Consider the following 21,274-nt stretch of genomic DNA (forward strand, 5'->3'; position numbering starts at 1 on the left):
CCCTTTTACATAGACTTCGTGGAACCGCCGGCGATCTTCGCGCAGGTGCCTTTGGGCACGGCGACGAAGGCGTCTTTTTGGCCGTCCATTTTCGACGTGCCGGCGCACGACGAGTTTGCGGTCTGGCAATCGTTGTGACCGGCTTTGGCGACGCCGTAGCACTTTTCCATTTCCATTTCCGCGGCGCTGGCTTGCTGCACGGCGGCGGTGGACAGGGCGACGGCCATGGCGGCGGCGAGCAGCGGGGTTTTGCTGATGGATTTAACGGACATGTAATCCTCCTAAAATAAGATTGACTTGGTTGGGGACCCATTTAGGGTCGGGGCCTAAGATCTGGACACGTCGTTTCGTGCCCTTCCCCAACCAGTTCGTTGCCAAGCCCGATGGGGTTACACATTTTTTTTGACGCCGAGCAAAGACGGCTCGATTCAGCGAAAAAGCGCGTATCGGAAAAGTATGACGGAGTCTCTCAATACGCCCGATCCGAAGTTCGACCCTAAGGCGGAACAAGATCGCCAGTGGTCGGAATGGATGACGCTGGCGCAAGACGGCGACGCGGCGGCGTATCAAAAGTTACTCGGCGCGGTGGTGCCTTTCGTGCGCGCCATCGTCGGCAAACGCATCAATGATCCCGATAAAATCGAAGATGTGGTGCAAGACGTATTGTTGTCGGTGCACAAAAACCGACACACCTATGATCCCAATTTGGCGTTCAAGCCATGGATCGGCACCATCGCCCAGCGCCGCACCATCGATGCGTTGCGTACGATCTACCGTCAAGGCGCGCGGGAAACGCTGGTGGACGAATATCCTGAAACCTTTTTGTCGGACGAAACGAATATCCTTCCTGAGGATGATCTTGTTTTTGCGTCTGGCGATGATCTCAACCGGGCCCTCGAGACGTTGCCCGCCGGGCAACGCACCGCAGTGGAACTGTTGAAATTGCGTGAAATGAGCCTTAAAGAGGCATCCGAAGCCAGCGGCATGTCCGTTGCCGCGCTGAAAGTGGCGATGCACCGGGCACTCAAAAGTCTACGCGCCGAAATGGCTCCGAAAGCGGAACGGTAAGAAAAATATGAGCACGTCGACCGAAAACTTAATCGCTTCCTTGTCCCAGGACCTGACGCCGGTAAAGCGTTTGCCGTCTCCGGGCAAGCGGTTGTTGGGTTGGGTGGCGATGGCGTTACCGGTGTCGCTGATTTTGGGTGCCCTGGTCGAACAACAATCGTTCGCCTTGGTCTTTGAAGAACGGCAATCCTTCCAATTGGCGGTCGAACGCCTCACCACCATGCGCAGCTTGTCTGAATTGGCGGCGATCTTGTTGACGGCGGTGACAGCGGGCTATGCGGCGCTGTCCAGCAGTCAGCCGGGCCGTAGCCAGAAAGTCTGGATGCTGCCGGTGGCGCCGTTTTTCGTCTGGTTGGCGTTGATCACCGAAAGCTGCTGGCAGTTGTTCGAACAGGTGGGGCCCGATCAGTTCTCCTTCGCGCCGCATTGGACGTGCTATCCGTCCGTGGTGGCGACCGGCGCGGCCCCGGCGCTGGTGATGGTGATCTTGCTCAAGCGCGGCCTTTTGACGTCGCCGACCCTGACCGTCGGTTTGGCGGTGTTGGCGGCCTCGGCGCTGGGCGCGGTTGGCTTGCGTTTGTTCCATCCCCCCGATGCCACGGTGATGCTGTTGATGTGGCAGCTGATCGCGACGGTGACGTTCCTGGGCCTGTCGTCGCTGATCAGCGCCTTTTGGTCGCGCTGGGCGAAATAAAGCGCGTCGCACGCCCAGATCGGCTTTTTCCCGTCAGCTTTTTTGCGCCGGGTCTTCTTCTTCCAGCCACCACATGGATGCGTCTTTTTGTGCGCCTTTGCCGGCGCCGTCGGGAAGTCGTTCTTCGGCGTGGGCGATGTTCTTTTCGGTGATTTCGACCATGCGGGTCAGGCCCAAGGAGGTGTAGACCTCGCGCGCGCCCATGAAGGCATTGAGCGCCTCTTCGAAATATTTATCCGCGTTGGTCATGCGGCCTAAAATGAACAGCGCACTGCCCATGTTGTTTTGCGTTGCGGCCCACAAGGTCGGCTGGGTATCGCGTTTGCGGATCAGCAGCGCTTGTTTGTAGGCCGTGACCGCGCGCTCTAGCACGTCTTCATTGTTCAGTTCACGGCCCAGCATCTGTGCGGCTTGGCCGAGATTGTTCATGGTCTCGCTCCACAGCAACGGCATGGAGCGTTTGGTCAGAACCTTGAGCGCGCCTTGATAAATGACCAGTGCTTCCTTGAGGCCCTTGGTGTCGCCGCTTTTGCTGTCGAGGCGGTAGAGCACCTCGCCAAGGCGGTTTTGCGTGGTCGCCCACGGAAACGGTGTCGCTTCGAGGCTGAAGACTTCCAACGCGGCGCGATAGGCGGCGGCAGCCTGATCAAGCGTATCGACATCGTCGGTGCGTTCGCCCAATGCCTGTAGCACGGTGCCCAGATTGCGCTGCAGATAGGCCCAGTTGGTGGGACTTTCGGACCGCAACGTACCTTTGATGGCCTTGGTGTAGGCCAGCGAGGCGCGATGATAGACCTCGGTGCCGGGGAACAAATGACCGAACGACGCCAGAGAGTTGGCGAACATCGCTTGGATGGACGCCTGCTCACGGGTGGTGAAGTCGGACGGAATGCGCTCGATCGCTTCCGCCGCGTGCTCCAGGGCTTCCGCCACCAGGCTGCGGCGGCTTTGGCGTTTGGCGTCGCTTTTGGGGTTCATCGCCGCCAGCGCCGCAGCCAACAACAGCGCACCTAAATCCTCGGGATCGAAACCCACTGGTAGGGTCAGGGCTTGGAACGGTGAAATGGTTCCGGCCGGATCCTCGTCGACCGGCGGCGGCGCGGCGAAGTGGATGTAGAGCGTGGTGCCCGGCGGCGGAACGTCGCCCCACAACACTAGATCGGCGTTGAACTTGCTGACCCAGTGCATGGCTTGGCCGCAGGCGGCGGGCAGATGTTCGGCGCGTGGCGATTCTGGCGTCAGAATAGGCTTTTCGCGCAGATGCTTGGTGCGCACGCCATCCAAATCGGCAAACACCGCGCTGAGGCTGCGGGCATGATCGACCCCGGCGATGTCGACGAACGGGGCGATGGCGATTTCCAATTCCGCGCCGGTTGCGGCGCGGCCAAACAGGCGCGAAAACAGCCCTGGCTTTTTCGCCGGGGCGGTATCCGGCTCAACGGGCCCTTGGGTTGGGACCTCGTCGGGGACGGTCGAGCGGTTCGGGTCTTGTGGCGTGTCGCTCATGTTCGTTCTCGTTCAAAAGGCTCATCAGCCGCCTTTAAGCACATCCATCAACGCTTGGCGTACTCTGGTGACCGTGGCGCTCCAAGGTTCATCGGCGGTGCGGCGGAAGATGCGCATGCTGGGATACCACGGGCTGTCCTCGCGATCCAGCAGCCAGCTCCAATCCGCACCGACGTCGAGCAGCATCCACACCGGCTTGCCCAGCGCGCCGGCGATATGGGCAGCGACCGAATGACTGCATATCACCAGATCCAATTGATCGATGGCCGATGCCAAATCGGCGGCGTCCATCAGGGTTTGTCCGGTCTGTTCGATCAACGGCTGAAAACCCAGGCGCGCGATGTCGCCCGCGCCCGCGCCGCGTTCCAATGAAAACAGCTGCAAGCCGGGGATGCCGGCCAACTCGGTGAAGTCGTCCAGCATCATGTCGCCGTGGCGCTTGGGCCCCTTGGCGGCGCGACCGTCCCAATTCGCCGACCATGCAAACCCGATGGCGAGGCGCGTTTCTGGATGAATGTCCAAACGCGATGAGCCGATCCGCGGAACCGGCAGATAGGGTGTTTCTTCGGGCACGGTGTCGACCAAAGTACCGAGCCGTGCAGGCAGGCTGAGCAGCGGCACCTGCACGTCGACGCCGGGTGCATCGGCGCCGACGCTGATGATTTCATCGATGTCGGGCGATGACGACAACAGGTGTTTGAGATGCGGCGGACATTCCATCACCACTTTTGCACCGCCGCGTTTGAGTACGGCGGCGAACCGTGCAAACTGGATGACGGTGCCTTCGTCGCCTTCGTAATTGACCAAGATGGCGCGCCCTTGCAGCGCCGATCCGTTCCAGTTTTCGATGTCTTTGCGGCGCGGATCGCGCCCGGGAAGGGCGAACCGGATTTCCAGCTCTTTAAAGCCGCGCTGCCACTCGCCCATCTGCAACAGCGTGATGGCGCGTTCCACCCGGCACAGTGCATAGGTCGGCTCCAGCTTGATGGCGCGTTCGAAATGTTCCAGCGCCACTTTGCTGAGGCCGCCTTCGCGAAAGGCTAGTCCGGCATTGTAGAGCGCCTTGGGCGATTTCGGACCGTGTTTGACGGCGCGCCGATGCGCTTCGACGGCGCGCGTGGTTTCGCCGAGGTCGCGCAAGGCGTTGCCCAGGTTGGTGTAGGCATTGGCCGCGCCCGGGCGGATACCGAGCGATCTGCGGTAACACGCCACCGCCGCTTCGGGGCGTCCGGCGCTGCGCAACGCGACGCCGAGGTTGTTGTAAACCTCCGGCGCACTGGGGGCGAGCTTGAGTACGCGGGCGTATTCCTTGATGGCGATATCGAGACGACCGGCGCGGTGATGCTCCAGCGCAAGCTCATAGACGCGCCGCGCCTCATCCGCTTGCTCGTTGCGTGCGGTGGGCTGCGTCGCGGGGGCGCCTGGTTTGGTGTTTTCTTGCGTCGTCATCTCAAGAACTCGTCTCCTTGGCGGAGTATCCGATGTAAGCGGCTGATGTTCAAGGGAAAGCGGCCATGGAAAGTTTGGGCTGGACGCATTACATTCCCTTTTATGATTGTATACGATATGCCGCTGTGGCGCCCCCCTTCCGAGGGCTCCAACTTCATCATCCAAGCGACGCTGGGGTGCAGCTTCAATGCGTGCACGTTTTGCACCATGTATAAGCACAAGGATTATCGCGCGCGGCCGCTCGACGAAGTATTCGCCGATATCGAAGATGCCGCCTGCGATTGGCCCGATGCGACGCGTGTCTTTCTCGCCGACGGTGACGCCTTGGTGCTGCCGACGGACGACTTGGCGCAAATTCTCGATAAACTGATCGCGACGTTTCCCGATTTACAGCGGGTGACGTGTTACGCCACGCCGCAAAATCTAACAAAAAAGTCGCCCGAGGATTTGATCCGGTTGCGTGAAAAGCGCTTGAGCATGGTTTATTTGGGGATCGAAAGCGGCTCCGACAAGATGCTCCGGCGGATCCGCAAAGGTTCCGCCAAATTGATGGAAAAAGCCCTCGTTGCGGCTGAAAACGCCGGAATCAAGGTATCGGCGACGGTGATCCTCGGCCTTGGCGGCAAAGCGCATTGGCGCGAACACATCGAAGGCACGGCGGCATTGATCAACCGCGCTCCGCCTAAATTTCTTTCGACCTTGCAGTTGGGTTTGGAAAGCGACCAGGAACCGCGCTTTCGCCAAGCGTTCGATGCTGCCAACGATGCGGGCGAAGTCGGGTTCGAATGGCAAGACGACGATGCGATCTTGGCCGAATTGGCGTACCTTTTGGAATTACTTGATCCGCCCAAGGCGGTGATCTTCCGCTCCAACCACGCGTCTAATGCGTTGCCGTTGGCGGGCAATTTGCCGCGCGATACGGCATCTTTATTGGCGCAGGTCCGCGCCGTTCAGGGTGGAAGCGGGGGGCTCAGGCCAAAGCATTTGCGGGGGTTGTGATTCCGCTTGCCACAAAAAAACGCGAGGATCTGGAGAAGTGGTATCGCGAAAAAAACTATGATAAAGGTGAATGCATTAGCTGTGTTGCGGTGAACGGATGCCTCGGGGGAAGGTGATCGCAACGAAAAGCAAACGATACATGACCATTGAAGTCTTGTGGGGGAGAATATAAATGTCCATTAAAGCGCGCTTGATAGCCGTTCTTGCCGTCATTTTGTTGGTTTTTGCGGGCGCTGCGACCGTGACGCTGGTCAACTTGAACGCACAGCTGCCAAAACTCGAACTGACCGAGGACAGCTCCAACGTTGTGGCGCATGAGGCCATCCCGCTGATGGTGCTGATCAAAGACATCAAGCTGGATGTGGTTCAGGTTCAGCAATGGATTTCCGATATTTCCGCGACCCGCGGTTTGCCGGGATTTGACGACGGCTTCACCGAAGCCGCCAATTATGCCCAGAAATTTACCGAGGATGTTGCCAAAGCGCGCCAATTGGCGACCAGCCTTGGGTTGACGGAAATCGTCTCGGCGCTTGATGCCGCCCAGGCCGCGTTCGGCCCGTATTACGAAACCGGCGTAAAAATGGGCGAAATTTATGTCGCGGAAGGTCCTGAAGCCGGTAACGTGATGATGGGCAACTTCGATGCCGTCGCGGGAACCATGGGCGAAAACATGGATGCCCTGACGCTCAAGGTCGAAGAAGCCACAAATGCGCGATTGGAGGGACTCCAACACTCGATTCACGATGTGCAGGCGAGCCTTGAAGGCGTGGCACAGCTCAACATGATCCTCACCGCCATCGGTGTGGTGATTGGTTTGGCCGCGGCGATCTACCTGTTTACCTTGATCAAAGGTTCCATCGAAGGGTTGCTGGCGGATATCGAGCAGATTTCGAACCATGAATATGAAGCGGCTTCGTGCCTCAATTGCCAGCGTACCGATGAATTCGGTACCGTGGCCCGCGCGTTGATGGAAACCAAGGTCGCGCTGGGCGAGGCTGAAAAGCGCGAACGCGAACAGAAAGCCGCCGAAGCCGCGCAGGTTGAACAACGCCGTGCGGAACGCATGCGCATGGCCGAACAGTTTGAAACCAGTGTCGGCGCCGTGGTCGAAACCGTGTCGGCGGCGGCCAAGGAAATGCAATCTACGGCGCGTTCCGTTTCTGGCACGGCCGATCAAACCAGCCATCAGGCCACCAACGTGGCGGCTGCGGCGGAACAAGCATCCGCCAACGTGCAGACGGTGGCTTCGGCGGCGGAAGAGCTGTCGAGTTCGATTTCCGAGATCTCGCGTCAGGTCTCTCAGTCCACTCAGGTTGCGGGCGCGGCGGTGGCCGAAGTCGACGGCGCCAATCAAAAGGTCCAAGGCCTGGCCGATGCGGCCAACAAGATCGGCGAAGTGGTGGCGTTGATCACCGATATCGCCGACCAAACCAACCTGTTAGCTTTGAACGCGACCATCGAAGCGGCGCGCGCTGGCGAAGCGGGAAAAGGCTTCGCCGTGGTGGCATCCGAGGTCAAGAATCTTGCTAACCAGACCGCCAAGGCGACCGAGGAAATCTCCAACCAGATCGGCGGCATCCAGGGCGCGACCCAGGACGCGGTGCAGGCCATCGGCTCGATCGGCGGCATCATCAACCAGATTAACGAGATCACCTCGGCGATCGCGGCGGCGGTCGAGGAGCAAGGCGCGGCGACCCAGGAAATCGCCCGCAATGTCGAACAGGCTGCGACCGGCACCCAAGAGGTCTCTTCCAACATCGCCCAGGTGACCCAGGCGGCGTCGGAGACCGGAAGCTCGGCGTCGCAAATTCTCGACGCGGCGGTCGAGCTGGGACGCCAATCCGATCAGCTCAATGGTGAAGTGAACAACTTCCTCGCCACCATTCGCGGCTAAGTCGCCGAACATGTATAACGAAAAAAACGGGCGCTGCCGATAGGGAGCGCCCGTTTTTTGTGTCCAACACAGATCAGACGAAATCGATAACGTTTTCAGGCGGCCGGCCCATGACGGCCTTGGCGCCTTTGATCACGATGGGCCGCTCGATGGCGCGCGGATGGGCGGCGAGCGCTGCGATCAACGCGTCGTTGTCCAGCGCGTCCACATCGATACCTTCTTCCTTGGCCTCTTTCCGGCGCACGATTTCCGCCGCGCTTTTGCCCAGCTTGGCGAGAATGTCTTTCAGTTCCGCCGCGCTGGGCGGGGTTTCCAGATATTCGATGATTTCCGGCTCGACGCCTTTTTCGCGGATCAGCTCCAGCGTTTGACGGGATTTGGAGCAACGGGGGTTGTGATAAATGGTCACGGACATGAGCTAAGCCTCTTTCTTGGATGGCGGCATGAACACTTCCGGCGCGTCGCCGGGCATAGATTCGACATATAGGGATGTCGACGGGAATGCAAAGCTGGATCCTGCGCCTTCGACCACATCCTTGATGTGGTAGGCTAGACGCTCCTTGATCTCCAGCCAAGCGCCCCAGTCGGTGGTCTTGGTGAAACAATACAGCATGATATCTATCGAGCTGTCGGAAAACTTATCGATGCGCACGAAGGTCGAAACCTCAGGCGGGTGGGCAAATTCATCGGAGCCCAGAACGTAGGCCTCGATCCCGTCGCGGATCGTCTTGAGCTGTTCGATGGTGGTGCGGTACTCGACCCCGATGTGCCAATAAATGCGCCGATGGGTCATGGCGGTGAAATTGGTCACCGCGTTGTCGGCCAACTTGGTGTTGGGCACGAACACCGGGGCCTTGTCGAACCGTCGGATCATGGTGGAACGAAAGCCGATCTGTTCCACGGTGCCTTCGACCACGCCGTCGACGCGGACCCAGTCACCTTTGTTGAAGCGCCGTTCGGCGATGATCAAGATCCCCGCGATGAGGTTCTTGAACAAATCTTGCGCGCCCAGCGCCACTGCCACGCCGAACAACCCCAGACCGGCGAGGATCGGCCCCACCTGGATGCCCCAGATTTCCAAAACCGCCGCCACGCCGATGAACGCGATCAGCAGCTTCACCGCCTTGACCAGCCAATCCATCATCACGGCGGTAAACAGGGTTTCCAAGCGCGTCAGCAGATTCGACAGCGGTTTGATGGCGCGAAACAATGCCCAGAAAATCGCCGCCGTGATCAAAGAGCGGATCAATTTGTCGGCAATGTCTTGGTAGTGGGTTTCGAGGTTGAGGAACTGAAAGGCCAAAAACGCGCCGAAAATGAGCGGGGCGAGGCGGATCGGTTCTTCCAGCGCCGTGAGCAGGTCGTCGTCGATCTGGGTTTTGGTTTTGCCGACCTTGAGGCGCAACGCGCCGATGATGAACCGCGTCAACAGTCCACGCAGCAGCAAAAACGCAACGAAGATGCCGAGCGCCGCCACCATCGCGCCAATGTCGATGCCGAACACGCCGGTCCGCCAGACGTCTTTGATGAGGGTCCACAATTCGGTGATGTTTTGCATGGCTGCCTTTAGGTCGTCTCACATTGGGGTGAGTGGATGATATCCATTGCCGACTAGGTGTAAAGGCGCGAAGTCCAGTTTGGCGCGCCTATTGGTCCAGTTCGGCGATCATGATGTTGGCGACGCGCAGGCGGCTGGAAAACTGGCGGCTGACATTGCCCATCAATTTGACGACCAAGTCGGGGCTTTGCGTTTGCAGTCTGGCGTAATTCTCGACGTCGATGGAATAACAGATGCAATCGCGCGAGGCCGTTACACTGGCGGATCTCGGCGCGCCGTCGATCAGGCCCATTTCACCGAAAATGGTGCCGTCGGTCAGGGTGCTGACGCGCTTGGTGCGGCTGGTGCCGGGGATGTCGATTTCGACGTTCATGCGCCCGCGCACCAAAAAATATGCGCAATTGGCCTTGTCCCCTTGTGCGAACACAACGTCTTTGGCGCGGTAGACATGGCGCTTGGCGCACGCGCCGAGTTGCATGATTTGCGGGCGGGTAAGGCCCGACAGCAAAGCGCTGTTGGCGATGCGCCGCCGCGTCGAGGAGAGTTCCGTCGCCGCGAGACGTTAAAGCAATAGTCTTTCGCTACGCGCCAGGGCGGAATCGGTGTCGCTGAAAAACCAGTCCACCCCGATCAAATCGGTGATGGCGTTGGCATGCAAAACAAGCCAAATCCATCGTGGCGCACTTTGCGTGCGTCGACAATCGGGAGGGGCGGAGGGCGTAGGTGATTGTGTTCGGGATGCGCGTGCGGTGCGCCGCTCGGGTTCGACATAGCTGATCATCAGTTGGCCGCCGGCTTCCTTGCACATAAGCGACAGGGTGCGCAGCTTGGTCGAACCGGTGCTGTCCAAAGAGGTCAGGTGTTTGAAATCCAAGATCAGGAATTCCACCCCGCCGTTTAGCAAGGTCTGGGCTTCCGACAGCAGTTTGGCGCAGGACCCGAAAAACAACGCGCCCTGGATTTCGATCACCGCGATGCGGTGACCTTCTTGTTCCAGGCGCTGAATTTGTTCGGGCGGACGATGGATTTTGGAATGGATGCGCGAACCTTGATAGATGCGTCGAATCGGGTTGCGTCCCATGCCCAGCACGAACAGCGCCACCGATAGAAAAACGCCCAAGCCCACGGCGGCGATCAGGTCGAAGGCCAAGGCGGTGACGATCACCACCACCGTCACCGCGACATCGCCTGCGACCACGCGCGGGTATGGCAACTTTTGCATGACGATGTTTTTGATGTTGTTGAGCGTGCCCTGGTCAAAGGCTTGCAAAGAGGTCGCAATCAACATACCCGCCGTGGCCCAAAGCGGCAGGACCGCGACCAATGGCGCCATAGCCGCCAGCAACACGGCGAATACGATGGCCGAACCGTAATTGGCCGCACGCGACGTCGCCCCTGCATCCAAGATCGCGGCAGACCGGCTGGGAGAGCCGTTGCCGGGTAAAAAACCGAGCCCGCCCATCAGCACATTGGTGACGCCATGGACGCGCAATTCGGCGTTGGCGTCGCAAGGCTCATCGGTGCGTAGCGCCAAGGTGGTGGAGCAAATGACGGTGTAAAAGGATGCCAACAGGCCCATGGAAAGCCCCGCCAACAAGGGGATATCCGCCGCGCGCCATAGGGCGTTGGGACTCGCTGGATTGCCAAAGCTTGCCAGCCATGCGTCGCCGGCGGTCCACAACGGCGGTATGCGCCAGAGATCCAGAAGATCGATATAACCGATCAAAGGGGCTGCGGACAGGCCCAATCCCGATGTGCCCAGGTGGTACAGCGCGGAACCGACGGCCAGTGCGATCACCGCGCCGGGGACGACTTTGATCCGCCCATCCAGCACCAACAAACCGACGATGGTTACGCCGCCCACCGTCACCGCCCACGGATTAATGGCATGGGCGTTGGCGACCGCGATGTCGCCGAGCGGTAGGCCTGGCAGGCCGAGCACGGTGGGCACGGCGCTGATCATCACCAACAGCGCCGAGGCGTTGGCGAAGCCCGACAGGACCGGAACCGGAATGTACGAGGTCACGTGACCCAGCCGCAGCCATCCCGCGACGACTTGAAAAAGACCGGCGATGACGATGCTGACATAGGCCAAGGCCAGGGCCTGGCTGGGCTCGTAACCGCGCCCCAGGGCGGCGGCGATGGCAGATGCCAGCATCAACGCCGTCACTGCGCCGGGCCCGGAAATCATGAAGCGGTTGGGGCCCCAAAGGCCGGTGATGAGGCCGAAAAGAATCGATGAGCCGACGCTGGTGGCGATACCGAACGCGGCCCAATCCGGGCCCAGCGGCGCAACGGCGATCAGCCCATATGCCACGGCTTGGGGCAGCGTCGCCAATGCGCCGACGCAGGCGGGGCCGAAATCGCGTCTAATATCTGCGAACTTCAATGTGTTGTGCCCGTTTTTGGATTAAAACCAGTTCGCTTTTGTAGCTATGGTTTGAACACGTTTGGCGGCAACAATCAATTCAGTCATATGTGCTAGGGCGAAAACGGCGGGTCTCACAGCAGCGGCAGGGCGAGCAAATCTTCCAATTCGTCCTTGTCGTCGCAGTCGATTACGCGCCGTGCCATGTCGTAGGAAAAGCCCGCCCGCGCCATGGCCGCGAGGTCGCGGTCTTTTTTGTCGGCGCGCGTCGCGGGGTCGCCGTAAGGTCCCAACCGGCGGCGGCGCGCCAGTTTGATGGCGGCGGCCAATTCCGGTTCGGGGTGCTCGTCGACCAAGGCTTCGAGGGCGCGGTCGATGGTCTCGCCGTCGACGCCTTTTTCCATCAGCTTGATGCGGATCACCCGCGCCGCCGTGCCGCGCGCCATCAAGGACCGGGCGCGGGTTTCGGCGTAATTGAGATCGTTGAGCAAACCCGCGTCCAGGTAACGCTGGATCAGCGCATCGATCCAGCCGCGCGCGGCATCGACATCCAAATCATCGTGAAACAGCGACGCTTTGAAGACGCGGCGCTCCAGTACGCGTTTGAGGTTCGCCGCGCTCGACGCATAGCGTTCCAGGTAATGCAGGGCGATGTTGGCCAGACGCTCCGGCGTGATTTTACGCGGGATGTGCGATTTGGACGAAGAGGAAGAGTCTTTGCGCTGGCTCATGAGAGGACTATATAAGGTGCTTCTCTTTAGACCAATGCCCCAAAAAAACGATTGGTGCGATCATGCAGCAGACCACAACCAGCAACTGGCTTGGCCTCTATACGCTCTATATGCGCGAAGTGCGCCGTTTCGTGAAGGTGTACACCCAGACCATCGTCGGTCCGGTGGTGACCACGCTGTTGTTCTTGGCGGTGTTCTCGTTGGCGTTGGGCCGCGCGGTGACGGATGTGCATGGCGTGCCGTTCATGGAATTCCTCGCCCCCGGCCTGATCATGATGGCGATCGTGCAAAACGCCTTCGCCAACACGTCCAGCTCGATGATGATTTCCAAGGTTCAGGGCAACATCGTCGACACGTTGATGCCGCCGCTCAGCGCCCACGAGTTGACGTTCGGCATCGCCATGGGCGGCATGACCCGCGGCATCGCGGTCGGTATCGCGGTCAGCGCGGTGCTCAGCATTTGGGTGCCGATCAACATCCACAACATCGGTCTGATCGTGTTTCACGCCGTGGCCGCGTCGCTGATGCTGTCGTTGCTGGGCGTGATCGGCGGCATCTGGTCGGACAAGTTCGACCACATCGCGGCGGTGACCAATTTCATCATCACCCCGCTGTCGTTTTTGTCGGGCACGTTCTATTCCATCGAACGGCTGCCGGAATTGGGCCAGACCATCGCCCACCTCAATCCGTTTTTCTACATGATCGACGGCTTTCGCTACGGCTTCATCGGCCAATCCGACGCCCCGGTGCTGACCGGCATGATCGTTGTGGGGCTGATGGACGTGGCGCTGTGGATCGTCTGCTGGCGGATATTCGACAGCGGCTATAAGTTGAAACCGTAAAGGTTCTTATTCGTTTCCATTGACAGAACGGACCGGGATTCCCATAATCCCCGGCTTTCCGGGCAGCCATCCGCTGCCCGGTTGTTATTTTTGGATTGAAACGCAAAGAAAGGAAACGTTCGTCATGTCCGCGCTGATGCCGACTTATGCGCCTGCGGATCTCGCTTTTGAAAAAGGCGAGGGGGTCTATCTGTACACGGCCGACGGACGACGATTCCTGGATTTCTGCGCCGGGATCGCGGTCAACTGCATGGGCCACGCCCATCCGCACTTGGTCGAAGCCCTGACCGAACAGGCCAAGAAGGTCTGGCACGTGTCGAACCTCTACACGATTCCCGGCCAGATCAAGCTGGCGGATCGGTTGGCGGCGGCGTCGTTCGCGGACCGGGTGTTCTTTTCCAATTCCGGCGCGGAAGCGTTGGAAGGTTCGATCAAGATCGCGCGCAAGTATCAAAAAGACCACGGCCATCCGGAACGGTTTCGCATCATCGCGTGCGAAAACGCCTTTCACGGCCGCACCTTGGCGACCATCGCCGCGGCGGGTCAAGCCAAGCTTCTGGAAGGTTTCACCCCGGTGGTGGACGGCTTTAGCCAGGTGGCGTTCGGCAATTTGAACGAGATGCGCGCGGCCGTGACCGATGAAACGGCGGCCATTTTGGTCGAGCCGGTGCAGGGCGAGGGCGGTTTGCGCGCCGCGCCCGAAGGCTATCTGCAAGGTCTGCGCGATCTGTGCGACGAGTTCGGCCTGCTGTTGATGTTCGACGAAGTGCAATGCGGCATGGGTCGGACCGGCAAGCTGTTCGCCCACGAATGGGCGGGCGTGACGCCGGACGTGGTCGCCACGGCCAAGGGCATTGGCGGCGGTTTTCCGCTCGGCGCGATCCTCACCACCGAGGCGGCGGGCGTGCTCGGCGTCGGCAATCACGGCACCACCTACGGCGGCAATCCGCTGGCGATGGCGGTCGGCGGCGCGGTGCTGGACGAGCTGCTCAAGGACGGTTTCCTCGATCATGTGGTCGCGGTGGGCGAAACCTTGGGTCGGGCGTTGAGCGCGTTGGTGGAAAAATTCCCCACCGTGTTTGTCGAAGCCCGCGGTCAAGGCCTGATGCAAGGCATCAAGCTGGTGGAAGGCATCGTCAACCGCGATTTCAAGACCGAACTGGAAGGCGCAGGTCTCTTGGTTGCGCCCGCGGGCGACAACGTGTTGCGCCTGTTGCCACCGTTGATCATCGAAGACAGCCATGTGACTGAGGCTATCGCCATTTTTGAGACCGTGGCCGCCCGTCATATCTAGCGGTCACGTCTGACAATTGAAGTGAAGGAGAGCTGATATGTCGGCTCCGAAGCATTTTCTCGATTTACACAAGCTCGATGCAGGCACCCTGCACGCGATCCTCGACCTCGGCTCGGCCATCAAGGCCGGTCGCGACATGGAGGGGGATACGCGCATTCTCAGCGGTAAAACGCTTGCTATGATTTTTGAAAAGCCGTCCACCCGTACCCGCGTGTCGTTCGAAGTCGGCATGCAGCAGTTGGGCGGTCACGTGGTGGTCATGGATGACCATGGCAGCCAGTTGGGACGCGGCGAAACCGTGGCCGATACCGCACGCGTGCTGTCGCGCTATGTCGACGCCATCATGATCCGCACCGACAAGCCCGAAAAACTGGCAGAATTAGCAAGCTATGCATCAGTTCCGGTGATCAACGGCCTGACCGACGATAGCCACCCCTGTCAGTTGATGGCCGACATCATGACCTATGAGGAACATCGCGGTTCGATCAAGGGTCGTAAGGTCGTTTGGTGCGGCGACGGCAACAACATGGCGGCGAGCTTCGTGCACGCTGCGGCACGGTTCGAATTTTCCTTGAGCCTGGCGATGCCCGAAGAGTTGAGCCTCAACCAAGGGGTCCTGGATTGGGCGGCTTCCGAAGGTGCGGACGTCACCGTGACCCGCGACGCCGACGAAGCGTGTTCGGGCGCGGATCTGATTGTCACCGATACCTGGGTGTCGATGGGCGATAAGGACGCGGCCGTGCGCCACAAATTGCTGCAACCCTATCAGGTCGATGCGCGCCGCATGGCCATGGCCAAATCGGATGCCTTGTTCATGCACTGCCTGCCTGCGCACCGCGACGAAGAGGTGACCGCCGAAGTCCTCGACGGGCCGCAATCGGTCATTTGGGACGAGGCGGAAAACCGCCTGCATGCGCAAAAAGGCATTTTGGCGTGGTGCATGAGTTGAGCGCGTCCATGACCGACGTCCGTGACAGTGCCTCTTCGCCTGCCGGCAACATCGATATCGCCCAGACGTTTCAGATCGAAAACGTCAATGTTCGCGGCCGCTTGGTGCGCCTAGGTCCGGCATTGGATCAGGTGCTGGGCGCCCATGCCTATCCCGACGCCGTTTCGGTGATGTTGGGCGAAACCCTGACGCTTGCCGTCACGTTGGCCAGCGCCTTGAAGTACGAGGGCATTTTCACCCTGCAGGTGCAAAGCGACGGGCCCATTTCGCTGCTGGTGGCCGATATCACGTCCGAAGGCGCGGTGCGCGGCTATGCGCGCTTTGACGAAGATCGTGTAGAGCAGGTGGCGGGCGAGGTTCTGTCCGGCGGGGCCCCGGTGCCGCGCCTGTTGGGCAACGGCCATTTGGCGTTTACCGTCGATCAGGGCCAGGATATGGACCGCTATCAAGGCATCGCCGCGCTGGACGGCGCGACGTTGTCGGACTGCGCGCATCATTATTTTCGCAATTCCGAGCAACTCGATACGGCCATTTACCTGACCTCGAAGCTCGATCCGCACAACAAACAGGTGCGCGCCGGGGCCTTGATGGTGCAGCGCATGCCGGGTCAAAACCTTCATGCCGACGTCGACGAGGACGGCTGGCGGCGCGCGGTTGCGATCCTCGCCAGCTTGACCGAAGATGAGCTTTTGGACACGGATTTGGATCACGACGCCTTGCTGTTTCGTCTCTATCACGAAGACGGCGTGCGGGCTTATCCGGCGCATCGGCTGTTTCACCGCTGCCGCTGTTCGCGCGACAAAGTGGCCAACACCTTAAAGTCGTTTCCCCGCGCCGAAATCGTCGGCGACGACGGTCGTTCTCAGGTGGTGTGTGAATTCTGCAAGGCCGACTACACCTTTACGGCCGAGGATTTGGACGCGCTTTTCGACCCGACCGATGCCTGAGAGGGCTGCGTATTTTTTCTACGAAACGCCTTGATACTGTCACAATCCAAGGCCATCATCGCACCATGATGACCGATCGCAGACATGTCTTGAAAATAGGCCTTGGCGCCGTGCTCGCCGCCGCGTTGGCGGGCTGTGCCAGTGATGCGCAGCTTGCCGGTCCGGTGCCGGAAGTTGGCTTTCAGCACCTCTCGCCGATCCATCTTAAGGTCGCCCGGGTCGAGGTGCGCTCAGACTATCAAAGTCCCATGACGGACCCCAATGCCGAGCACCGTTTTTCCACGCCGCCCGCCAAAGCCATGAGCAACTGGGCCACGCGCCGTCTGCAGGCGGTCGGCACACCCGGCGGCATGGGGGGCGGAACCGCGACGTTCGTCATTGAAGATGCGGCGGTGATCGAAACCCAGTTGAACAAAAGCACCGGCCTCAAAGGGGCGTTCACCTATGAGCCGACGGAACGCTACGATGCCAACATCGCCGCGCGGTTGATGATCGCGGATGGGCAAAACAATGCCCAGGGCGAGGTCAAGGTTTCCGCCAAGCGGTCCGTGGAGGTGCGTGAAAACGCCACCTTGGCGGAACGCGAACGCGCTTGGTTCGAAATGACCGAGGCGCTGATGGCGGACTTCAATGCGCAGATGGAAAACCAGATTCAGGCGCATCTGCGCCGTTGGCTGGACGGTCCGGGTATCTGATCGCGCGGCTTCAACAATCCCACAGCCCTCTTCAAACACCTTAATCGACGATTGCGCGTGCGGCGCATCCATCGGCGCGAAGGCCGTGGGTGGAGGTTATGCGCGACGGCGGCTAAATCTTATAAAGTAAATGAGGTTTGTGCCTCAATGATTTGATTTTCATATTCTATAAAAAAAAATTATCGAAATAAAAAAATCATAAAATGAGCCGCTTTCTGAGTTTAGTGACAAGTTCATGGATTCGTCAGGATACCAGCGGCAAAACTGTTACATCGCGCCCCTATAACGCGAGTCCGGTTTGCAGAAGGATTTCATGCGATGAACAGAATCAATAAAACTGCGCTGAAGCAGCACTCTTTGGAACGCGTTTATGGCTTGGCCCAAGAGGCCCAGGTGCCCTTGGCCATTGTGCGGTGGCACAAGCATATGAGCCAGCATGAAGACTGCATTTGCGAGAGCAAGATGTTCGATCGGAAGCTGTGCGGATTTTGTCTGTTGAGCCGCCTGCAAGCCGACGGACTGCGTCAATCCAAGCGTCCGGATTGGCAAGCGTTCGAGCGTGCGGCTCAGTCGATCTCGGGTTTTTTGATGACCCGCGACACCGACGCGACAAAGTACGCCGCCGAATAAACCGTGCTTAACCCCACAGGGTGTGCAGTTGGGTTTGGTACATGGTGATGACGCCCAACGCCATGGTCGCTAAGCCTGTGGCGGTTTGCAGGCCGCGGTGCGCCCAGGTGAGAAAACGTGCCGACAGCGCGATGGGCACGGCGATCAACACGCTGAGCCCGGCCATGCCGAGCATCGAGCCAATGCCGAACACGATGACATAAGCAAGACCGCTCGACGCCGTCGGCGCGGTGGTGGCGCTGAGCACCAGCAAGGCGGCGGAACCGGCCATGCCGTGCATCATGCCGACCAGCAGGGCGCGTAGCGGGAACGGCGCATGATCGTGCTCGTGAGAGCTACGGGTATGGTCGAGACCTTCGCCTGCATGGCTGTGCGCGTGGAAGTGCGGCGCGGCGGCTTGGTGTTTATGCAAGTGAAAGTGGATGCGATCGCGGACCAGACGGTACAGGACGTGGCCGCCAAGACCCACGAGCATTACCCCAACGGTGAATTCAAGCCAGCCCGCCATCGTGTCGTGGATTGTGAGGCCGAGCACAAGAGCCGCACCGGCGAAAGCCATCAGCGTCAAGGTGTGACCTAACCCCCACACCGCGCCGGTGCGCACGATCTGGCCGACGGACTTCTGGCGCGTCGCCATCGAGGACACGGCGGCGACGTGATCCGCTTCCAGCGCGTGGCTCATGCCGATCAAAAATGCCAGAGTGAAAAAAGATAGCATGGAGTCAAAGCCGCTCACGTCAAATTGCCAGGGAGAGGGAGCCCCGATCTCAGGTACTTTAACCTGCGCCAATGTGTTGGGGTTGGCAAGAGAATTGGCGTTGGAGAAGGCCGTTTCATGGGCATAACACTTTTTCCATGCCAAAGCATGGCATTCCCAATACGACCCGCTGTTCAGTTTCGTTAAACCCGCTTTTGTAGAAGGTTCCTCGCGAAGCGAGGCTGGCTTGCGTGAAAAGCCGCGTTAAGCCCATATCACGCGCTTTTCTTTCAAGATCTAACAAGATCATGCTGGCTGCGCCTTCACGGGCGCGGCGGGGATGGCACATCAATAAGTCGATTTCGCCCTCGTTGGTTAAGGTGCCGAAAGCGAAAATGCCGAGTTCATCTTCGATAATATCGCAGTGCGCGGCTGTTTCGATACGTTGACGCCACCGCGAAAGATCGTTAGCACCGTCTTTCCAGGTCTTGATGTGTTCGGCCATGTAATGCCGTGCAGCAGTGATTTCGACCGCTTGATAAAAAACATCTCGGATGGGGATTATGTCATTGGGGTTGTACGGGCGTGTTTGCATGGACTGATAATCCTGACAAACAGTTCAACCGCGCCAGAAGGTGCGCGAAAACAGCACCAGAACGGTGAACAATTCCAATCTGCCCAGCAACATACCGGCGCTCATCAGCCACTTGGCTGCGTCAGGCAGGGTTTGGAAGGTTCCCGACGGGCCGACGATGGGCCCCAACGCTGGGCCGACGTTGGCGATCGCGGTGGCGGCGCTGGACACGGCGGTGAGGAAGTCCAAGCCCAACATACCGAGCCCTAAGGCCAGGAACGCGAACGACAATCCGAATACGAAAAAGAACGACAGCACCGAAATGATGACCTCGTCGGGGATCGGGCGGTGATTGTAATAGGGTATGAACACGCCGTGGGGCTGCAACAAATGGCGCACCTGCACACGGGCGGCGGCATAAAGCACTTGGAAGCGGAACACCTTGATGCCGCATGTGGTCGACCCGGCGCAGCCGCCGATGAACATGATGAAAAAGAACACCGGCAATGCGAAGCTGCCCCACAAACCGTAATCATCGGTGGCGTAGCCGGTGCCGGTCATCACCGATACCACGTTGAAAGCGGCATATCGTAGCGCTTGGGCTGGGTCCATGCCGGTTTCGAACCACAACATCGCCGCCACCACCAAAACGATCGAGGCGGCGATGGTGATGAAGCCACGCACCTGTTCGTCTTGCCACAATTGCATGGGTTTGCCGCGAATGGCCTGCAAAAACAGCAAAAACGGCAAGGATCCAACCACCATGCCCAAGGTGATGATCAAATCGAGCTGCCAGCTGTCGAAATAACCGACCGACTTGTCGGAAGTGGAAAACCCGCCGGTGGCGATGGTGGTCATGGCGTGGACGGTGGATTCAAACGGCGACATGCCCGCCAACCACATCAATATGCCCCAAATGCCGGTCAACGCGGCGTAGATCAGCACCAAAGCCAGGGAAATTTGCGCGGCGCGCGGGAGGACCTTTTCGCCCGCGTCGAAGGCTTCGACCTTGAACATCTGCATACCACCGACGCCCATCATCGGCATCACCGCGATGGCCATGACGACGATACCCAGGCCGCCGAGCCACTGCAGAATGCCGCGCCACAGCAAAATGCCCGGCGGGGCGTTGTCCAGCCCCGTGATCACCGTCGAACCGGTGGTGGTGATGCCCGACATGGCTTCGAAAAAGGCGTCGGTGTAGCTGAGCTTGAGCTCGGAAAAGGTGAACGGCAGGGCGGCGAACAGGGTCAAAACCAGCCAACTCAGCGTGGTCATGACAAACGCCTGACGGACGTTAAGCTGCACCCGGCCGGTGGAACTGGTCAACGTCAGCGATACCCCGACGAACAGCGTCAAGCCCGCCGAAACAGCGAAAACCTGCCAATCGGGGTTGCCTTGCACGGCATCGACCAGGGCAGGAATGCACATGCCGAACGCCAAGGTCGCCAGCAAGATGCCCAAAATCATCAAAATGGGTCGAAAGTCCATCATGGGGCGGTGTGTCTACTTTCCCTAATCGCACGATCGCGCTTACACGGGCATGCAAAGGCGTTGCCCGGATGAGGGCAATCTTCACGCCTTTGCAATTTCGGTCAAGGGGAAAGCGCCTGGGTCGCGAAACGCTAGAGCATTTCAAACGCCGACGACGACGGATTCGCGACCATCGACAGGAATTCCCGCCGCGTGCGGTCGTCCTCGCGGAACGCGCCGAGCATCTTCGACGTAATCATGGAAACGCCCGGTTTGTGCACCCCGCGGCACGTCATGCACTGATGCGAGGCTTCGATCACCACGGCGACGCCGAGCGGCTGTAACACGTCGTTGATGGCGCTGGCAACTTGGGCGGTCATCTTTTCTTGAATTTGCAGACGCTGGGCGTACAGCTCAACCACCCGGGCGAGTTTGGAAATGCCCACCACACGGCTTTTGGGCAAGTACGCCACATGGGCTTTGCCGATGATCGGCGCCATATGATGTTCGCAGTGGCTTTCGAAGCGGATGTCCTTGAGCAGCACCATTTCGTCGTAGCCTTCGACCTCTTCGAAGGTGCGCTCCAAGATGTCTTGCGGATCGGCGTTGTAGCCCTGGAAATATTCTTCAAAGGCGCGCACAACGCGGGCCGGAGTGTCGAGCAGACCTTCGCGGTCGGGGTCGTCGCCGGCCCATTGAATCAGCGTGCGCACGGCCTGTTCGGCTGTGGCGCGGTCCGGGCGGTTGGGGTCATCGTTGACGACGCTGAGCGGCTTATGATTGGCCACGGTCTGTATCCTTATCCTGGTGTCCGGTGTGGATCCTGCGCGCAGGGGCCGGACGTCTTAACCCATATGGGGGGCCAGTGATTTGCGTTCAAGCCTGTAGTCGTGGGTCGGCTCGCGC

General features: G+C 59.6%; 22 protein-coding genes. 10 read left to right on the plus strand and 12 right to left on the minus strand.

All coding sequences use genetic code 11. The features are described from left to right. Window positions 1-5: 5 nt before the first annotated feature. On the minus strand, window positions 6-272 hold the full coding sequence (locus tag VIN96_RS11440; protein WP_331896318.1) for a DUF2282 domain-containing protein: 267 nt from the start codon (window positions 270-272) through the stop codon (window positions 6-8). Between the two features lie 184 nt (window positions 273-456). Between VIN96_RS11440 and VIN96_RS11445 the strand changes: the two genes are divergently transcribed. Together VIN96_RS11445 and VIN96_RS11450 are read left to right on the plus strand one after the other, a co-directional pair. After that, complete coding sequence (locus VIN96_RS11445; protein WP_331896320.1) at window positions 457-1,068, plus strand: sigma-70 family RNA polymerase sigma factor; 612 nt, start codon at window positions 457-459, stop codon at window positions 1,066-1,068. A gap of 7 nt (window positions 1,069-1,075) precedes the next feature. Further along, window positions 1,076-1,762 (plus strand): NrsF family protein, encoded by a 687-nt coding sequence (locus VIN96_RS11450; RefSeq protein WP_331896322.1) that lies wholly within the window; start codon window positions 1,076-1,078, stop codon window positions 1,760-1,762. Window positions 1,763-1,795: 33 nt separating this feature from the next. On the opposite strand, the gene VIN96_RS11455 is transcribed toward VIN96_RS11450, so the two are convergent. Next, on the minus strand, window positions 1,796-3,268 hold the full coding sequence (locus VIN96_RS11455; protein ID WP_331896324.1) for a tetratricopeptide repeat protein: 1,473 nt from the start codon (window positions 3,266-3,268) through the stop codon (window positions 1,796-1,798). Window positions 3,269-3,292: 24 nt separating this feature from the next. After that, complete coding sequence (locus tag VIN96_RS11460) at window positions 3,293-4,717, minus strand: tetratricopeptide repeat protein (protein ID WP_331896325.1); 1,425 nt, start codon at window positions 4,715-4,717, stop codon at window positions 3,293-3,295. A 117-nt stretch (window positions 4,718-4,834) separates the two neighbouring features. Here VIN96_RS11460 and VIN96_RS11465 point away from each other — a divergent pair, with 117 nt between their 5' ends. After that, window positions 4,835-5,716, plus strand: a complete 882-nt coding sequence (locus tag VIN96_RS11465) for a radical SAM protein (RefSeq protein ID WP_331896327.1) — start codon at window positions 4,835-4,837, stop codon at window positions 5,714-5,716. A 172-nt stretch (window positions 5,717-5,888) separates the two neighbouring features. After that, complete coding sequence (locus tag VIN96_RS11470) at window positions 5,889-7,610, plus strand: methyl-accepting chemotaxis protein (protein WP_331896329.1); 1,722 nt, start codon at window positions 5,889-5,891, stop codon at window positions 7,608-7,610. Between the two features lie 73 nt (window positions 7,611-7,683). Here the strand turns inward: VIN96_RS11470 and arsC are convergent, their stop codons facing one another. From arsC to VIN96_RS11495, 5 genes are all read right to left on the minus strand, one after another. Further along, a complete protein-coding gene (gene arsC / locus VIN96_RS11475; protein WP_331896331.1) occupies window positions 7,684-8,025 on the minus strand; it encodes an arsenate reductase (glutaredoxin) in 342 nt (113 codons plus the stop codon). A 3-nt stretch (window positions 8,026-8,028) separates the two neighbouring features. Continuing rightward, the gene (locus VIN96_RS11480) at window positions 8,029-9,168 is read right to left on the minus strand and encodes a mechanosensitive ion channel family protein (RefSeq protein ID WP_331896333.1); all 1,140 of its coding nucleotides are present in this window, start codon (window positions 9,166-9,168) and stop codon (window positions 8,029-8,031) included. 88 nt (window positions 9,169-9,256) lie between these two features. After that, window positions 9,257-9,676: a cyclic nucleotide-binding domain-containing protein gene (locus VIN96_RS11485; RefSeq protein WP_331896335.1), complete on the minus strand. Its 420-nt coding sequence runs from the start codon at window positions 9,674-9,676 to the stop codon at window positions 9,257-9,259. 54 nt (window positions 9,677-9,730) lie between these two features. Beyond that, window positions 9,731-11,557: a SulP family inorganic anion transporter gene (locus tag VIN96_RS11490; RefSeq protein WP_331896337.1), complete on the minus strand. Its 1,827-nt coding sequence runs from the start codon at window positions 11,555-11,557 to the stop codon at window positions 9,731-9,733. A 113-nt stretch (window positions 11,558-11,670) separates the two neighbouring features. Next, window positions 11,671-12,267: a regulatory protein RecX gene (locus VIN96_RS11495; protein WP_331896339.1), complete on the minus strand. Its 597-nt coding sequence runs from the start codon at window positions 12,265-12,267 to the stop codon at window positions 11,671-11,673. A 62-nt stretch (window positions 12,268-12,329) separates the two neighbouring features. Between VIN96_RS11495 and VIN96_RS11500 the strand changes: the two genes are divergently transcribed. The 6 genes from VIN96_RS11500 to VIN96_RS11525 all read left to right on the plus strand — a co-directional run bounded on the left by VIN96_RS11500 (window position 12,330) and on the right by VIN96_RS11525 (window position 17,624). After that, a complete protein-coding gene (locus VIN96_RS11500; RefSeq protein WP_331896341.1) occupies window positions 12,330-13,109 on the plus strand; it encodes an ABC transporter permease in 780 nt (259 codons plus the stop codon). A gap of 124 nt (window positions 13,110-13,233) precedes the next feature. Continuing rightward, complete coding sequence (locus VIN96_RS11505) at window positions 13,234-14,403, plus strand: aspartate aminotransferase family protein (RefSeq protein ID WP_331896343.1); 1,170 nt, start codon at window positions 13,234-13,236, stop codon at window positions 14,401-14,403. Window positions 14,404-14,440: 37 nt separating this feature from the next. Further along, the gene (gene argF / locus VIN96_RS11510; RefSeq protein ID WP_331896345.1) at window positions 14,441-15,352 is read left to right on the plus strand and encodes an ornithine carbamoyltransferase; all 912 of its coding nucleotides are present in this window, start codon (window positions 14,441-14,443) and stop codon (window positions 15,350-15,352) included. Window positions 15,353-15,360: 8 nt separating this feature from the next. After that, a complete protein-coding gene (locus tag VIN96_RS11515) occupies window positions 15,361-16,299 on the plus strand; it encodes an Hsp33 family molecular chaperone HslO (protein WP_331896347.1) in 939 nt (312 codons plus the stop codon). Window positions 16,300-16,364: 65 nt separating this feature from the next. Then, entirely contained in the window at window positions 16,365-16,994 is a 630-nt protein-coding gene (locus VIN96_RS11520) for a hypothetical protein (protein ID WP_331896349.1), read from the plus strand. Window positions 16,995-17,312: 318 nt separating this feature from the next. Then, on the plus strand, window positions 17,313-17,624 hold the full coding sequence (locus VIN96_RS11525; RefSeq protein ID WP_331896350.1) for a hypothetical protein: 312 nt from the start codon (window positions 17,313-17,315) through the stop codon (window positions 17,622-17,624). 7 nt (window positions 17,625-17,631) lie between these two features. On the opposite strand, the gene VIN96_RS11530 is transcribed toward VIN96_RS11525, so the two are convergent. The 4 genes from VIN96_RS11530 to folE all read right to left on the minus strand — a co-directional run bounded on the left by VIN96_RS11530 (window position 17,632) and on the right by folE (window position 21,156). Continuing rightward, window positions 17,632-18,342 (minus strand): hypothetical protein, encoded by a 711-nt coding sequence (locus tag VIN96_RS11530; RefSeq protein WP_331896352.1) that lies wholly within the window; start codon window positions 18,340-18,342, stop codon window positions 17,632-17,634. A gap of 115 nt (window positions 18,343-18,457) precedes the next feature. Next, window positions 18,458-18,916 carry a GNAT family N-acetyltransferase gene (locus tag VIN96_RS11535; protein WP_331896354.1) on the minus strand — a complete coding sequence of 153 codons (459 nt, stop codon included), beginning with the start codon at window positions 18,914-18,916 and terminating at the stop codon, window positions 18,458-18,460. A gap of 24 nt (window positions 18,917-18,940) precedes the next feature. Further along, the gene (locus VIN96_RS11540) at window positions 18,941-20,389 is read right to left on the minus strand and encodes a TrkH family potassium uptake protein (protein WP_331896356.1); all 1,449 of its coding nucleotides are present in this window, start codon (window positions 20,387-20,389) and stop codon (window positions 18,941-18,943) included. A 131-nt stretch (window positions 20,390-20,520) separates the two neighbouring features. Continuing rightward, complete coding sequence (gene folE, locus VIN96_RS11545) at window positions 20,521-21,156, minus strand: GTP cyclohydrolase I FolE (RefSeq protein ID WP_331896358.1); 636 nt, start codon at window positions 21,154-21,156, stop codon at window positions 20,521-20,523. Between the last annotated feature and the right edge of the window lie 118 nt (window positions 21,157-21,274).

It is taken from the genome of Magnetovibrio sp. (genome assembly GCF_036568125.1).
In the GTDB taxonomy this organism is placed as follows: domain Bacteria; phylum Pseudomonadota; class Alphaproteobacteria; order Rhodospirillales; family Magnetovibrionaceae; genus Magnetovibrio.

Coding starts and splice junctions, on each gene's coding strand:
- VIN96_RS11440 (WP_331896318.1), bottom strand. CDS start 272: ATGTCCGTTAAATCCATCAGCAAAACCCCGCTGCTCGCCGCCGCCATG.
- VIN96_RS11445 (WP_331896320.1), top strand. CDS start 457: ATGACGGAGTCTCTCAATACGCCCGATCCGAAGTTCGACCCTAAGGCG.
- VIN96_RS11450 (WP_331896322.1), top strand. CDS start 1,076: ATGAGCACGTCGACCGAAAACTTAATCGCTTCCTTGTCCCAGGACCTG.
- VIN96_RS11455 (WP_331896324.1), bottom strand. CDS start 3,268: ATGAGCGACACGCCACAAGACCCGAACCGCTCGACCGTCCCCGACGAG.
- VIN96_RS11460 (WP_331896325.1), bottom strand. CDS start 4,717: ATGACGACGCAAGAAAACACCAAACCAGGCGCCCCCGCGACGCAGCCC.
- VIN96_RS11465 (WP_331896327.1), top strand. CDS start 4,835: ATGCCGCTGTGGCGCCCCCCTTCCGAGGGCTCCAACTTCATCATCCAA.
- VIN96_RS11470 (WP_331896329.1), top strand. CDS start 5,889: ATGTCCATTAAAGCGCGCTTGATAGCCGTTCTTGCCGTCATTTTGTTG.
- arsC (WP_331896331.1), bottom strand. CDS start 8,025: ATGTCCGTGACCATTTATCACAACCCCCGTTGCTCCAAATCCCGTCAA.
- VIN96_RS11480 (WP_331896333.1), bottom strand. CDS start 9,168: ATGCAAAACATCACCGAATTGTGGACCCTCATCAAAGACGTCTGGCGG.
- VIN96_RS11495 (WP_331896339.1), bottom strand. CDS start 12,267: ATGAGCCAGCGCAAAGACTCTTCCTCTTCGTCCAAATCGCACATCCCG.
- VIN96_RS11500 (WP_331896341.1), top strand. CDS start 12,330: ATGCAGCAGACCACAACCAGCAACTGGCTTGGCCTCTATACGCTCTAT.
- VIN96_RS11505 (WP_331896343.1), top strand. CDS start 13,234: ATGTCCGCGCTGATGCCGACTTATGCGCCTGCGGATCTCGCTTTTGAA.
- argF (WP_331896345.1), top strand. CDS start 14,441: ATGTCGGCTCCGAAGCATTTTCTCGATTTACACAAGCTCGATGCAGGC.
- VIN96_RS11515 (WP_331896347.1), top strand. CDS start 15,361: ATGACCGACGTCCGTGACAGTGCCTCTTCGCCTGCCGGCAACATCGAT.
- VIN96_RS11520 (WP_331896349.1), top strand. CDS start 16,365: ATGATGACCGATCGCAGACATGTCTTGAAAATAGGCCTTGGCGCCGTG.
- VIN96_RS11525 (WP_331896350.1), top strand. CDS start 17,313: ATGAACAGAATCAATAAAACTGCGCTGAAGCAGCACTCTTTGGAACGC.
- VIN96_RS11530 (WP_331896352.1), bottom strand. CDS start 18,342: ATGCTATCTTTTTTCACTCTGGCATTTTTGATCGGCATGAGCCACGCG.
- VIN96_RS11535 (WP_331896354.1), bottom strand. CDS start 18,916: ATGCAAACACGCCCGTACAACCCCAATGACATAATCCCCATCCGAGAT.
- VIN96_RS11540 (WP_331896356.1), bottom strand. CDS start 20,389: ATGATGGACTTTCGACCCATTTTGATGATTTTGGGCATCTTGCTGGCG.